This window comes from Nocardioides hankookensis, from assembly GCF_042658885.1.
GTDB lineage: Bacteria > Actinomycetota > Actinomycetes > Propionibacteriales > Nocardioidaceae > Nocardioides > Nocardioides hankookensis.
Genome location: NZ_JBHSRJ010000001.1, coordinates 13,632 through 27,794, shown reverse-complemented (window position 1 = coordinate 27,794; position 14,163 = coordinate 13,632). Strand labels below are relative to the sequence as shown.

The following is a 14,163-nucleotide window of genomic DNA, read 5'->3' as shown; positions in this document are numbered from 1 at the left end:
TTCGGTACCCGTCCCGAGACGGATTGGTCAGGGTGAGCAAGTCTTTCGCACAACCGTTGCGGCAGGATGAACGTATGCCCGAGCTCGTGCACCTCCACACCACCGGCGCGGTCGCGACCGTCACCCTCGACTCACCGCACAACCGCAACGCACTCTCGCGCCAGCTCGTGTCCGAGCTGTTCGCCGCCCTCGAGCGCGCGGCCGAGGATCCCGACGTGAGGGTCGTGCTGATCACCTCGTCGGGCCGGGTCTTCTGCTCGGGTGCCGACCTGTCCGAGGCCTCCTCGGAGGGCATGGACGAGGGGACCCGCAAGATCGTGGCGCTCCAGCGGCTGATCGTGTCGATGGACAAGCCGGTCGTCACCCGCCTCGGCGGCGCGGTCCGGGCCGGCGGCATCGGGATCGTCGCGGCCTCCGACATCGTGGTCGCGGCCGAGGACGCCACCTTCGCCCTCACCGAGGTCAAGCTCGGTCTGGCGGCGGCGATCATCTCGCTGACCGTGCACGCCCGGATGAATCCCCGTGCGGCGGCGCTGACGACGCTGGGCGGCGAGGTCTTCAGCGGCACCGAGGCGGCGGCGTACGGCCTGGTCACGAGCGCGGTCCCCGCCGACGACCTGGACGCGGAGGTCGAGCGGGTGTGCGCGTCGCTGGCCACCGGCGCCGCCCAGGGCCTGCGTGAGTCGAAGCGGATCCTCAACCGCGACCTGCTCGCCCGGATCGACGCCCACGGCGACGAGATGGCCGAGCTGTCCTCGCGACTCTTCGCGTCCGACGAGGCGCGCGAGGCGATGACGGCGTTCCTTTCCCGGAAGAAGTAGACGGCAGGTAGGCTTGTCGACTCGCTGATCGGGTTGAGGGGACAGGCGTGTCGGAAGAGCTGGTCGAGCGGGAGATCGCGGCCGAGCAGGCGTTCGTGGACCGGGTCTACCGCCAGCTGGAGGTGTCCGCGAAGGCGGCCCAGGAGCTCGCCAAGGAGGGCCACAGCCGCGGGCGGCTCGGCCACGAGGGCGGGCTGGTGGAGCGCGACGCGATGGTGTTCCAGGCCGCTCGCCGCATCGCCCAGCTCGACGCCGCCCACGAGGGCCTCGTCTTCGGCCGCCTCGACATGCTCCCCGAGCTCGACCCGGCGCCGCGCTACATCGGCCGCATCGGGCTGCGTGACGACGACCGTGACTCGCTGCTGATCGACTGGCGGGCCCCGGCGGCCGCGGTGTTCTACCAGGCCACCGCCGCCGAGCCGCAGCGCGTCGTACGCCGCCGCGTGCTGCGCGCCGCCGGCCGCGAGGTCGTCGGCGTCGAGGACGAGCTCCTCGACGCCGAGGTCGAGACCGAGCTCCCGATCATCGGCGAGGGCGCGCTGATGGCCCAGCTGTCGCGGGCCCGCGACCGGTCCATGCACTCGATCGTCGCCACCATCCAGGCCGAGCAGGACAAGGCGATCCGGGCTCCCGGCCGCGGCGTCGTCTCGATCTCCGGCGGCCCCGGCACCGGCAAGACCGTGGTGGCGCTGCACCGCGCGGCGTACCTCCTCTACACCGACCGTCGACGCTACGAGACCGGCGGCGTCCTCGTCGTCGGCCCCAGCGGCGTCTTCATGCGCTACATCGAGCGGGTGCTGCCCAGCCTCGGCGAGACCGCGGTCGCGCTGCGCTCCCTCGGCGAGGTCGTCGACGGCGTGCGCGCCACCCGGCACGACGAGCCGGCCGTCGCCGACGTCAAGGGCTCCGCGGCGATGGCCGAGCTGGTGCGGCGTACGGCGCGGCAGCAGGCGCCCGGCAGCCCGACGGAGTTCCGGATCTTCTGGCGCGACGACACCATCGTGCTGACCCGCGGCCAGCTCGGGACGATCCGCCGCAGCCTGATGTCGCAGGGCCGGCGCAACCGCCAGCTGCCGCGCGTCGTGGGCACGCTGCTCGACGCGATGTGGCGCCAGGTGCGCGGCGAGCGCGGCCGCGACCGGGGCCGCGAGGCGTTCGACGACGACATGATGGGGGACCAGGCGTTCCTCGACTTCGCCGCCGGCTGGTGGCCGCCGCTCGACGCCACCGAGGTCTTCGACTGGCTGCGCGACCCCGACTTCCTCGCCCGCGTCGGCGACGGTGTCGTCGGCCCCGAGGAGCAGCGGCTGCTAGCCAAGTCGTGGGCGAACGTCTCGGAGGGGGCGCAGGACTTCTCGGTCGAGGACATCCCGCTGCTCGACGAGCTCCGCTACGCCATCGGCGACGTCCCCGCGCGCACGGACGACGAGGCTGAGCTCGGCGACACCGGCCTCCTCGACGGTGGCATCGACATGCAGGAGCTCTTCACCGCTGCCGACCGCGAGTTCGCGCCGACCGGTCGCGCCTGGGCGCCGCCGACGCACCGGATCGAGGACGACCCCTTCGCCCACGTGCTCATCGACGAGGCGCAGGACCTGACGCCGATGCAGTGGCGGATGGTCGGCCGGCGCGGTCGCTCCGCGTCCTGGACGATCGTCGGCGACCCGGCACAGTCGTCGTGGCCGGTCCCGGCCGAGTCCGCCGCCGCGCGGGCCGCGGCCCTCGAGGGCAAGGAGCTCCACGAGTTCCACCTCTCGACCAACTACCGCAACTCCGCCGAGATCTACGCGCACGCCGCGGCGTACGCCGAGCGCGTGGGTCTCGACGTCGACCTGCCGACGGCGGTCCGCTCGACCGGCGTCGACCCGGTCGTGCGCACCGGCGTCGCCGACCTGGAGGCCGCGACCCGCGAGGCGGTCGCGTCGATCGCCGGCCAGGTCGCCGGCACCGTGGGCATCGTCGTACCGGCCGCGCGGCGCTCCGAGGTCAACGCGTGGCTGGCGTCCTGGCCGGAGCACGCCGACGACGCGGCCGGCGCCCGGGCGGCCGTGGACTCGACGGTGACGCCGTCCGGTGAGGACCGGATCGTGGTGCTGACCGGTCTCGACACCAAGGGCCTCGAGTTCGACGGCATCGTCGTCGTCCGTCCCCAGGAGATCGAGGACGAGTCGGTGACCGGTCGGGCCACCCTCTACGTCGTGCTCACCCGCGCGACCCAGCTGCTGACGACGCTCGGCTAGCCAGGATCCACGGCGCTCGGCCGGGTGAACATCACCAACGAGACCGAGGCCGTCACGAGACCCAGCATGCCGAGGCTGACATTGGTCGAGAGGACGAGGCTGGACTCCAGCGACCAGCCGGTGGTCGCCAGCCGCAGGCCGACGAAGACCGCCAGCGCGACCACGCAGATCCCGGCCACGAGCGGTCGTTCGCCCAGCCCGTCGACCGTCGTCCGCAAGAACACGAACAACGCCACGCCCAGCGCGGCGGGAGCCAACGCCGACAGCAGGTCGGCATCCCCGGCGTACTCGCGCGACAGCAGGAGCGTCAGCAGCGGTCCGGCGACCCATCGCAGGGCGCCGAAGACGACCAGGCCGCACGAGACGGCCACGATGAAGTTCGCCAGGACGACCCGCCGGGCCGCCGCCCGACCGTGCGTGGCGACCCGTGCCCCGATCAGCGGGAGCATCACGATCGCGATGGGCGACGCCGCAGCGGTGAGGACCCCGAGCATCACGAAGAAGTAGTTGAAGACGGCCTCGCGGGTCGGCGCATCGGCCGCGGCGTACTCGCTCACCGGCAGCAGGAAGAGTGCGGCGTACGCGAGGTCACCGGGGACCCGTCCCAGGCCGGACCTGACGAGCGAGCCGAGGTTCGGGATGCTCCCCCGTGTCGGCCGGGGCAGCCGGCCGAGCATGACGACGGCGAGCACCCCGCTGCACGCGGCCCAGATCAGGAACGTCAGCTCGACGCTGTGCACCACGGCCACCGCGGCGACGGCCGGGAAGACGCCGTTGGCCAGGACCAGCAGCCAGGCACCCTCCCGGAAGCGCATCAGGCCGCGCTGGAACCCGTAGAGCATCGCGGTGCAGTTGGACGCGTAGGCCATCACCACGATCGCGGCGAGGCGCAGCGTGTCGTCCGGCAGCCGCGAGCCCAGCGGGTCGCCCGGGGTGGCGAGCAACGCCAGCAGGAGCAGTGCCACGCCCGCGGCGGCCACGAGCTGCAGGTAGAGGATCCGGAGGCTCTCCTCCATGACCGGCCTGATCGCGATCCGCAGTGGGATCGCGACGCCACCGCCGAGCGCGAGGACGGGGATCAGGAAGGCGAGGTAGCGACGATCCACGGAGTAGTCGCTCAGGAGCACAGGATCGCCCAGGAGCGCCACGACCTTGTACGCCGCGACGTTGCCCAGCGCCGCAGCCGCGATGCTGGCGAAGGTGACGACGAGCGAGGCGCCGGTGCTGGGCCGAGAAGCAGGTCCGTCAGCCACAGGTTGTTCCCACGTCACTCCGAATCCGACTGGCCTTCGCATCGCGTTCAGGGTGGGTCCGATGACCCGCCTGGAACAGTATCCACTTACGCTGCTCCCTGGACGACACGGCCTCGTGGGCCTGGTCGGACCGGTTCACACACCGAAACGGGGAGAGGTGTCCTGCGCATGACTGTTCCGCGCCCGACGGTCGCCGTCTCCGGAGCAGGCGGATTCATCGGACAGCACGTGGTGGCGACCCTGCGCAGCCACGGGCACCGCGTGGTCGCGATCGAGCGCACCGGTGAACCCGCTCGGGACCGTGTCGTGGACGACCTCTCCGACCCGAACGCCCTGGCCGCCTGCCTGGTCGAGGCCGGTGTCGCGGCTCTCGTCCATGCGGCCTGGACGGGCCACCCGCGCAGCGCGGGCAACGACTACGCCGGCCAGCTGCGCGACTCGCTGGTCCCCACCACGAACGTCGCCCTCGCGGCCGGCCTGGCCGGCGTGCGCAGCGTCGTCCTGATCAGCTCCGGCGGCGGGATCACCGCCATCCGGCAGCGGACGTCGGCCCCACCGGCGTACGGATGGGCGAAGGCGGTGGCCGAGGGGATCTTCGAGGCGCACGCCGAGATGTTCGACTACGCCCTCACGACGATCCGCCCGACCGCGGTCTACGGCCCGGGTCAGCGCCCCGAGCGCGGGCTCGGCGCGGTCAGTGTCTTCGCCGACGCGATGCTGCGCGACGAGCCGATCCGGGTGCTGGGTCCCGACTCGGCGACCCGCGACTACCTGCACGTCAGCGACCTCACGCGGGCGGTGCAGGCGGCGATCACGAACGAGGTCCACGGTGCGTTCGACCTCGGCGGCCCGCGACCGGTCAGCATCAAGGAGCTGATCTCCCTGCTGGAGACGGCGACCGGGCTCGGTGCGCGAGTCGAGCACCTGCCGGCCTCGGGCTTCGACCCGGACTCGGTGGAGCTCGACAACACTCCGTTCCACGATCTGACCGGCTGGACGCCTGAGGCCGACCTCGAGCACTCGATCGGCGAGGTCATCGCCTGGCTGCGGACCGATCGGTCGTCGGCGGGACCCCAGCAGGGATGACTCGACTGCTGGCGATCACGGGTCGCTCTCCCTACTCGACGACCGAGGAGGCCTTCGTCCAGGACGAGCTGGAGACGATGGTCCGCCACGGGGTCGACGTCGTCGTCGTCCCCACGCGGATGGCGACCGACGTGCCGAACGCGGGAGCCGTCGCCAGTGGTCTGGTGGACCACGTGGTCGGCGAGCCGCTGCTCAGCCCACGGGTGGCGCTCGGGGCGCTGCGGACCCTGCTCCGCCGTCCCGTGGTGAGCATCCGTGCGGTGACCGGGGCGCTGGTGGCGTCCGGGTCGTGGCGCAACCTCGGCTCCAACGTGATCTCGGTGCCCAAGGCGCTCTGGGTCGCCGCGCTGGCGCGCCAGCGGCGGGTGACGCACATCCACGCGTACTGGTACGCGCACCAGGCCACCATCGCGATGGTCGCCGGCCGGATCGCGGGCGTCCCGTGGAGCGCCACCGGCTACCGGTGGGACATCGATGCCGGCAACGCCCTCGACGCGAAGATCGAGCGGGCGGCGTTCCTCCGCGTCGCCGACGAGCTCGGCGAGCGCCTGATGCGCGCCCGGGTCGCCGCGTCCGACCGTCCCGACTGCCCGGTCCACCTGATCCGGACCGGCGTGGAGATGCCGCCGCCGGCGCCGGCCACCGGTGCGGCGCACGCGGTCCTCTGCTGTCCCGGGGGGTTCGTCGAGAAGAAGGGGCACCGCTTCCTCATCGAGGCCCTGCAGCCGTGGGTCGCGGGGGGTCGGGAGCTCGAGCTGCACCTCTTCGGGGACGGTCCGCTCCGGGCGGACCTCGAGACGAGGCTGGAGGCGGCCGGGCTCGCTGAGCACACCACGCTCCACGGCGTCGTCGACCTGAGCGTGCTCCGAGGCTTCCTCCGTGAGCACCGTCCGGTCGTGGTGCTGCCGAGCATCCGCACCGACGACGGCCAGGAGGAAGGGATCCCGGTCGTCCTGATCGAGGCCATGGCCAACAGCTGTCCGGTGGTGTCCACCCGCACCGGCTCCATCCCCGACCTGGTCCTCGACGGGTGCGGCTGGCTGGTCGCGGACCGCGACCCCGACGCGCTGCGGGCGGCCCTCGAGGACGTCGCGGCACATCCCGCGCGGACGGCCGAGGTCGTCGTGCACGCGCGCGGGCGCGTCGCCGGCGAGTTCGACCGCGACGTGTCGGCGATGCGGCTCGTCGAGCTGTGCGGGAGCGCCCCATGAGTCTCGCTGACGTCCTCCTCATCGGCGTCGTCGCGGTCCTGGTCTCCTACGGCGCGCTCGCCCTCCTGGCGTTCCGGCGCACGCGGGACCCGGGCTCGATCCTGGTGCTGACCTTCGCGGCGTACTGGTCCCTCGTCGGCGCAGTCTCCTTCCTGGTCGCCAAGCGCGTCGCCGGAGGCACGGTCTACACCTATCTCGAGGACCGGCTGTTCCCGGTCAGCATCGACGGCGTCTACGCGCTGGCACTGCTGGCCTACAGCGTGTTCCTGCTGATCGGCATCGGGACGTTCATCGTGCTGTCCCGCCCGTACCGTGCCGGAGGCGCCGAGGCACTCCCGGCCTGGGAGCGCCTCTCGCAGCGCTTCGCCCATCCACGCATGCTCGTCATCATCGCCGGGCTGACTGCGGCGAAGGTCTTCATCGTGCGCGAGCTGGTCGCGGCCAACGGCGGCGCCGGCAGCTTGTACGAGGCGACCCGCACGGTGAAGGGGTCGCTGAGTGGCGAGCTGCGGATCTACCAGTACCTCAACATCTCGACGTCGTACGCCCTCGCGACCGGCTTCGCCCTGTGGCTCGGCTTCCAGAGCGGACGGATGAGCTACCGTCCCGCGCACCGGCTCCTGATCTGGGGCAGCTATCTCGTGATGCTCGCCGAGGTGGTCGGCGAGAACGCGCTGCTCGGCAACCGGGCGGTGCTGCTCGTCGTGATGGCCGGCGTGGCCGCCGGTTGGGCGCGGTGGCGCTACCTGCCGAGCGAGGGCCGCACCCGCAGCGGCCTCACGCTCATGCTGGTGGCGCTCTCGGTGGCCGCGCTCCTCGGGCTCGGTGCCATCGGCAACGCCCGGGGTGGGGGCCTCACCACCCCCAGCGCGATCGCCGGCAGCCTGGTCGCGAACCTCGAGGACCCGAGCAACGTCCTGGCCCAGGTCGGGAACAGTGCCGAGAAGGTCGCGTCGCACATGTCCCTGGTCGGGGTCCTACGCTACGGCCCCGACATCCGCGAGCCGTTGGCGGCGAACAGCTACGTCCTCTACACCACTCTCGTCAACGCTCCGGCCGACCAGGTCTTCACGATCCACCCTGTCGCCGCGTGGTGGCTGCGCGTCGGTCCGGCAGGGGTGCTGGTCGCCGGTCTGCTGCTCGGCGTGGCACTGGCCTTCTTCCAACGGCTTTCCTTCCGACCGGGTGGCGCGGTGTTCTCCGCCTTCGCCCTGCCGGCCGCGGTGCTCCCGGCCGCCGGCCTGCCCGTCATCATGTTGCGCACCGGCCCGGAGGCGATCCGGTCCGTGGTGATCGAGCTGCTGGTCATCCCGGCGCTCCTCTGCTTGCCTGCGACGCTGTTCGGCCGAGAACCTCAGGTCGCCGGCGGCGCACCCCACCCCGTCGTACCCCCGAAGAAGATGACCATCCCGACATCAGGAGTCAGCGCCATGACCACTCCCATCACCAGCGACCTGGCCCGTGCCTTCGCTGCCGTTCGCCGACGCTGGTGGGTCGTGGTGGCGGCGGCCGTTCTCGGTGCCGTGATCGGGCTCGCCGGCGCCCGCGGCGGTGAGGCAGCGACGTACGACGTCAGCGTCGCGACGCCGACGGTCGTGACGAGCAATGGCGCCGTCTTCTCCGCGCCCGGCGCCCAGCTGGCGTCCGACCTGAAGAGCTCCGAGACGACGGAGCGACTGGGCGACGTGGTCGACGACACCACGATCGTGACCACGGTGCTGCCCGACCCCGGCGCGGCCGTCGACATCCGGGTCACCGCCCCGACCCCCGAGCGCGCCCAGACCGCGGCCGCCGCCTACGCGCAGGCAATGACCGACGCGTACGACGAGTCGATCGCCGAGCAGGCGCAGCAGCGGCTCACGTCGGTGCAGCAGGGGATCGACCTCATCGGTGACAACACGGGTGACCGGGCGATCGCGACGCTGGCCGAGCTGAAGGTGGAGCAGGCCTACCTGCAGGCGCTGGCCGACCATCGCTCGACGGTGCCGGACCCGGTCTCGCTGACCTCGAGCGGCACCAGCACGTCCACCGTGATCCTCCTGGCGATCGCGTTCGCTGGCCTGGCAGCGGCGGTCGTCGGCTTCCTGGGCATCGGCAGCCGCACGCTCCGATTCTCCGACGACGTCACCGCCGTCAGCGGGGACGACGGTCTGGTTGCCGCGGTGCCGAGCAGCGGCAGCTGGGCGCTGGGCGGCCTCATCGACCGGCTTGCCACCGAGAGCGGCAGGACGGTGACCCTGGTGCCCGTGGGCACCGCGGCGATCGACGACCTGCGCGACGGGCTCCTGGTGGGCGTCGAGGATCCCTCGCACGTCCGCTTCAGCCCACCCGTCGGCGCGCCCGGGGTCGAGAGCCCCGACGGGCCGGTCCTCCTGGTCGCACGGCTGGGCACGGACACCCGGCGCCAGCTCGACGCGGGTCACCGGGCCCTCTCGGCGGCCAACCCGAACTTCGTCGGCGTCGTCGCCGTCGACTCCCGCGCCTGAGCGGGTCCGGGACCTCGGCTCAGGCCGGCTTGGCGATCGCCACCACCCGGTGGGTGCGGAGCCAGGGGATCGCGCGCAGCAGCCGGTAGACGATGCCGTGACCCGCGACGCGACGGGCGATCGGCGGAGCCAGGGTGACGCGGCGCGAGGTCAGCGCACCCTCCGGAAAGAGCTCCCCGAGACGGGCCGGGGTGACCTTGCGGACGTCGGGGTTGGCGGGGTTGTCGAACACGAAGTCGTAGCTCAGCACGATGCCTCCCGGTCGCACCAGGCTCCACATCCGTCGGGCGAGGGCCATCTGGACCTCGGGATCCAGGACCGACGAGAACACGGTGGACTGGAAGACCACGTCGAAGGGCTGCTCGAAGGAGAGCTGCGTTGCGTCGCCGGCGTGGATCGCCAGCGCCTGGGGCAGCCGGTGCCGCGCGAGCGTGACCCGGTCGTCGAGCAGCTCGTTGCCGACGAGGTTCTCGGGCAGGCAGCCCCACCGCAGGAACCGGAGCAGGTTGTCGCCGGTGCCGCAGCCGACCTCGAGGACGCGCAGGTCCGAGAAGCTCCCGAGCCCCGCGTCGAGGATCATCCGCCGGGTCGCCGCGTCGTTCTCTTGGGCACCGCGGAAGACGTCGTCGTTGGTGAAGGCGTAGCGATCGACCGGCACGGACTCCTTGCGCCGCTCGTACTGCGCCTGCACGTCGTCGGGGCTGCTCATGCGCCACCCCGGGCCGGTGCCTGGCCGAGCCGGACGAACGGGACCTCCGCGAAGCCACGTGGGTCGAGCGTGCCCCGGCCGTCGACGACGCCGGCCACGCCAGGGAAGTCCGGCGCCCCGAGCGCGGCGTACTCCGGGTGCTCGGTGTGGAGCACGACCCGGTCCGCGGGCTCGCCGAGGTGGTGCGGGTCGAGCCCGAGCGCGGTCAGTTCGGCGTCGTCGTACCACGGGTCGTGGACGACGGCGGTGGCGCCGCGGGCGCCCAGCTCGGCGACGAGCGGGAAGACGCCGCTGAAGGCCGTCTCCTTGACGCCGGCGCGGTAGCTCGCCCCGAGGACGGCCACCCGCAGGCCGGCAACCGGTCCGGAGACCTGCTCCAGCAGGTCGACGGCGTACGCCGGCATGCCCTCGTTCGCGGCTCGCGCGGCTGACACGACGCTCGCCGCGGGATCGGTGCTGAGGTAGAGCTTCGGGTAGACGGGGATGCAGTGGCCGCCGACCGAGATGCCGGGCCGGTGGATGTGGCTGAACGGCTGGGAGTTGCAGGCGTCGATGACCTGGTGGACGTCGACGCCTGCGTCCGAGGCGAAGCGGGCGAACTGGTTGGCCAGCCCGATGTTGACGTCGCGGTAGGTCGTCTCGGCGAGCTTCGCCAGCTCGGCGGCCTCGGCCACGCCGAGGTCCCAGACGCCGTTGGGGCGCGCGAGATCGGCACGGTCGTCGAACGTGAGTGCCTGCTCGTAGAAGTCGCGGGCGGCCTTCGCGCCGTCCGCACCGAGCGCGCCGATGAGCTTGGGGTACTTGCGGAGGTCCTCGAACACCCTGCCCGTCAGCACCCGCTCGGGCGAGAAGACCACGTGGAAGTCGGTGCCCTCCATGAGTCCGGAGCCGGCCTCGAGGGCGGGCTTCCAGCGGGTGCGGGTGGTGCCCACCGGGAGGGTCGTCTCGTAGCTGATGAGCGTGCCGGGCGTGAGATGGGCCGCGATCGAGCTGGTCGCGCCGTCCATGATCCCGAAGTCGGGGTTGCCGGCCGCGTCCACGAACAGCGGTACGACGACGACGATCGCGTCCGCGTCGGGGATCGCCTCGGCGTACTCGGTCGTGGCGCGCAGCGAGCCGTCCGCCACGAGCCGCCTGAGGTAGTCGGCGAGGTGCGCCTCGCCGGGGAAGGGCTCCACGCCGGCGTTGACGGCGTCGACCGTGACCTGGTTGACGTCGACGCCGACGACGGTGTGCCCGGCGTCGGCGAACTGTGCTGCCAGCGGCAGCCCGATCTTGCCCAGCCCGACCACGGTGACCCGCATCAACCCATCCTCTCGACCGACGTGCTCGCAGGCCGTCGGCCCCGAGCAGCGCTCATCATGCCAGCCGGGTGACCCCGCTCCGAACGCCGCATGGTGCGGGCATGCTCGCCATCACGGAGCGGATTGGTACCCTGCCCCGTCCGCTTCCGCACAGACCTCGGATGGGTGAAGCAACGCAGTGATCGAACTCGCAAGCCGACTGCGCGCGCACCGACGGTTCTGGATCGCCAGCTTCGACGTCGTCGCCTGGATGTGTGCGGTGATCTGCGCCGCGCTGCTGCGACTGCTCGGGGTGTCGCGCGTGCCGTGGCCGCAGGTGCTGGTCGTCGGTCTGGCGTCCGGGGTGCTGTTCGTCGCGCTCGGCCGGATCTTCCGCCTGCACGAGGGCCGGGCCCGTCTGGCGAGTCTCGACGAGATGATCCTGCTGGGCCTGGTCGCGTTGCCCACCGGCGCGCTGGTCTTCCTGGCGAACCTCGCCGGCCAGTGGATCCCCCGCAGCGTGCCGCTCGGTGCGACGCTCGTCTTCGTGGTCATCGCGGCCTGGGGGCGCGCGACCTGGAAGTGGCTCCACGAGCGCGGCTTCGAAGCCCACGACGAGGACCGCGTGCGGGTGGTCATCGTCGGTGCCGGCGAGGGTGGCTACGACCTCATCCGGTCCATGTTGCACGACCCGGAGCGCCGGTGGCACCCGGTGGGCTTCCTCGACGACGACCCGCTCCGGCGCCATCGGCGGATCCGTGGCGTCGCGGTCCTCGGCACGACGAGCGAGCTCGCCGAGATCGTCCGCCAGACCCGGGCCGCCGCCGTGGTCGTGGCGATCCCCTCGGCCCCCGCCGGCTTCATCCGCAGGGTGAGCCGACAGGCCGCTGACCTCGGCGTCGAGGTGAAGGTGCTGCCCCCGACCGCCGGCCTGATGTCCGGCCACGTCGGCATCCGCGACATGCGCGACATCAACCTGGCCGACGTGCTCGGCCGTCACCAGCTCGACACGGGCGTCGCCTCGATCGCGGACTACCTCAAGGGCAAGCGCGTGCTGGTGACGGGTGCGGGCGGCTCGATCGGCTCCGTGCTCGCGCAGCAGATCCAGGCCTTCGGTCCCGCTCGGCTCTACCTGCTCGATCGTGACGAGTCCGCGCTGCACGCCATCCAGCTGATCCTGAGCGGGCGCGCCCTCCTCGACAGCGACGACATCGTCCTCTGCGACATCCGCGACGAGCGGGCCGTGCGCGACGTGTTCGACGCGATCCGCCCGGAGGTCGTCTTCCACGCCGCCGCGCTGAAGCACCTGCCGATGCTGCAGCGCTTCCCGGGGGAGGCGGTGAAGACCAACATCCGCGGCACCGCCAACGTGCTGGAGGCCGCGCGTGCGGTAGGGGTCGAGCGCTTCGTCAACGTCTCGACCGACAAGGCCGCTGACCCGAGCAGCGTGCTGGGCTACTCCAAGCGCATCGCCGAGATGCTCACCGCGGGGTACGCCGACGCCGACGGCACCTTCTTGTCCGTGCGTTTCGGCAACGTGCTGGGCAGCAGGGGCTCGGTGCTGACCACCTTCGCCAAGCAGATCAACGACGGCGGGCCGGTCACGATCACCGACCCGGACGTGACCCGCTACTTCATGACGATCCAGGAAGCGTGCCAGTTGGTGATCCAGGCGGCTGCCATCGGCAGCCCCGGCGAGGCGTTGGTCCTGGACATGGGTGAGCCGGTGCGCATCCTCGACGTGGCCCAGCAGTTGATCCGTCAGGACGGTGGGGACGTCGAGATCGAGTTCACCGGGCTACGGCCGGGCGAGAAGCTGCACGAGGACCTTTTCGGCGAGAGAGAGCCGCGCGACATTCGTCCGGAGCACCCGATGGTGTCGCACGTCCCGGTGGAGCCGGTGTCGCGGAGCGTGACGGACGAGCTGCCTGTGCATGGCGCCCCGGAGGCGATCGTCGAAGGACTCGCGGGGCTGTGTCGGGCCGCGCACGCCGTCCAGCGACACGCCTGAGCCGCGTCGCCATCGCCGCGACGAGCACGAGGCTGAACCAGCCCAGGGGCGCCTCGAGCACCGGCTCGGTCATCCCGTAGATCAGTTGGGCGGTCAGCGCGAGCAGGACCAGGCGCGCGGCCAGCCGCTGCTCGGGGGCCGGGTCTCGCCGAAGCACCCGCCAGGCGGCCACCCCTGCGAGCACGAAGACGAGGAGGGCCAGGACGATCCCGACCAGCCCGATCTCCGGTAGGAGGTCGAAGAACGAGTTGTGACCGTGGTAGACGAACTCACCTGCCTCGGCGTAGATCCGGTCAGCCACCTCGTTGCTCGACGGAGGGAACCACGGATGCGGCCAGACCGCTCCCCATCCCCAGCCGGTGAGCGGCCGGTCCTCGGCGACCCGGATCAAGGCGCTCCACAGCGGGATGCGGCCTGAGAGCCGGGTCGGGTCGCGGTCCAGGTCCTCGGTCAGCCGGCTGTAGCCGGAGACGACGGCGAAGCTGAGCACGATCGCCGCCAGCACCCAGAGCCCGAACCTCCAGCGCGGACCCCGGCGGTCCCGGGCGCGGACGGCCTGCAGGGCGACCGCCACGACCGCCAGCACGACGACGCCCAGCTTCCCGGTCGCCGACTCCGTGAGGTAGATGCCAACGGCGAGCGAGGCGAGCGTCAGCAGCCACGGGATCCGGTAGCGCCACCGGCGCGGGAAGACGGCGAGCAGCACCGCCAGGGAGAGGGCGAGCGTGTACGACAGGATGTTGCGGTGGCTGCCGACGCCCGTGAGGTACTCGCTGTACGACAGCGGGTAGTCGATGACCGGGAGCCGGCTGCGAACCTCGTACAGCGACGCGGCGAGGACGGCGAGCCCGCCCAGCGCGAAGCCCTGGATCACCAGGCGCACGTGGGCGTTGGCAGCCACGACGGCCGAGATCATCGCGATCCACAGGTACAGCAGGACGAAGCGCCCGGTGAACTCGGGGCTGATCGACCAGGTCATCGAGACGGCGCCCCACGACAGCAGGGCGAGGACCGTGAGCGGGATCCGCGGGAGGCACAGCCACGGCAGGGTCACGACGACCAT

Annotated in this window: 9 protein-coding genes and 1 pseudogene; 6 read left to right on the top strand and 4 right to left on the bottom strand. The window is 72.0% G+C overall.

Annotated elements, in window-relative coordinates:
* Positions 1-74 precede the first annotated feature (74 nt).
* The gene (locus tag ACFPYL_RS00105; RefSeq protein WP_379149123.1) at positions 75-821 is read left to right on the top strand and encodes an enoyl-CoA hydratase family protein; all 747 of its coding nucleotides are present in this window, start codon (positions 75-77) and stop codon (positions 819-821) included.
* Positions 822-868: 47 nt separating this feature from the next.
* Positions 869-3,061, top strand: coding sequence for a HelD family protein (locus tag ACFPYL_RS00100; RefSeq protein ID WP_379149121.1), 2,193 nt, complete (start codon positions 869-871; stop codon positions 3,059-3,061).
* Here ACFPYL_RS00100 and ACFPYL_RS00095 read toward each other — a convergent pair.
* A complete protein-coding gene (locus ACFPYL_RS00095) occupies positions 3,058-4,314 on the bottom strand; it encodes a hypothetical protein (RefSeq protein WP_379149119.1) in 1,257 nt (418 codons plus the stop codon). The two genes, ACFPYL_RS00100 and ACFPYL_RS00095, sit on opposite strands and share 4 nt — an antisense overlap.
* Positions 4,315-4,482: 168 nt before the next feature.
* On the opposite strand from ACFPYL_RS00095, the gene ACFPYL_RS00090 reads away from it, so the two are divergent.
* The 3 genes from ACFPYL_RS00090 to ACFPYL_RS00080 are packed head-to-tail and all read left to right on the top strand — an operon-like array spanning position 4,483 to position 9,097.
* Positions 4,483-5,400 (top strand): NAD-dependent epimerase/dehydratase family protein, encoded by a 918-nt coding sequence (locus tag ACFPYL_RS00090; protein WP_379149118.1) that lies wholly within the window; start codon positions 4,483-4,485, stop codon positions 5,398-5,400.
* Positions 5,397-6,611, top strand: coding sequence for a glycosyltransferase family 4 protein (locus ACFPYL_RS00085; protein ID WP_379149116.1), 1,215 nt, complete (start codon positions 5,397-5,399; stop codon positions 6,609-6,611). The genes ACFPYL_RS00090 and ACFPYL_RS00085 overlap by 4 nt, the downstream gene beginning before the upstream one ends.
* A complete protein-coding gene (locus ACFPYL_RS00080; protein WP_379149114.1) occupies positions 6,608-9,097 on the top strand; it encodes a hypothetical protein in 2,490 nt (829 codons plus the stop codon). The genes ACFPYL_RS00085 and ACFPYL_RS00080 overlap by 4 nt, the downstream gene beginning before the upstream one ends.
* 19 nt (positions 9,098-9,116) lie before the next feature.
* On the opposite strand, the gene ACFPYL_RS00075 is transcribed toward ACFPYL_RS00080, so the two are convergent.
* Both ACFPYL_RS00075 and ACFPYL_RS00070 read right to left on the bottom strand, forming a co-directional pair.
* The gene (locus ACFPYL_RS00075; protein WP_379149112.1) at positions 9,117-9,806 is read right to left on the bottom strand and encodes a class I SAM-dependent methyltransferase; all 690 of its coding nucleotides are present in this window, start codon (positions 9,804-9,806) and stop codon (positions 9,117-9,119) included.
* Entirely contained in the window at positions 9,803-11,110 is a 1,308-nt protein-coding gene (locus ACFPYL_RS00070; RefSeq protein WP_379149110.1) for a nucleotide sugar dehydrogenase, read from the bottom strand. Before ACFPYL_RS00070 ends, ACFPYL_RS00075 begins: the two co-directional genes overlap by 4 nt.
* 178 nt (positions 11,111-11,288) lie before the next feature.
* Here ACFPYL_RS00070 and ACFPYL_RS00065 point away from each other — a divergent pair, with 178 nt between their 5' ends.
* The gene (locus ACFPYL_RS00065; protein ID WP_379149108.1) at positions 11,289-13,100 is read left to right on the top strand and encodes a polysaccharide biosynthesis protein; all 1,812 of its coding nucleotides are present in this window, start codon (positions 11,289-11,291) and stop codon (positions 13,098-13,100) included.
* A gap of 208 nt (positions 13,101-13,308) precedes the next feature.
* Here the strand turns inward: ACFPYL_RS00065 and ACFPYL_RS00060 are convergent.
* A pseudogene (locus tag ACFPYL_RS00060) lies at positions 13,309-14,016 on the bottom strand (O-antigen ligase family protein); the annotation flags it as partial.
* Positions 14,017-14,163: the final 147 nt, after the last annotated feature.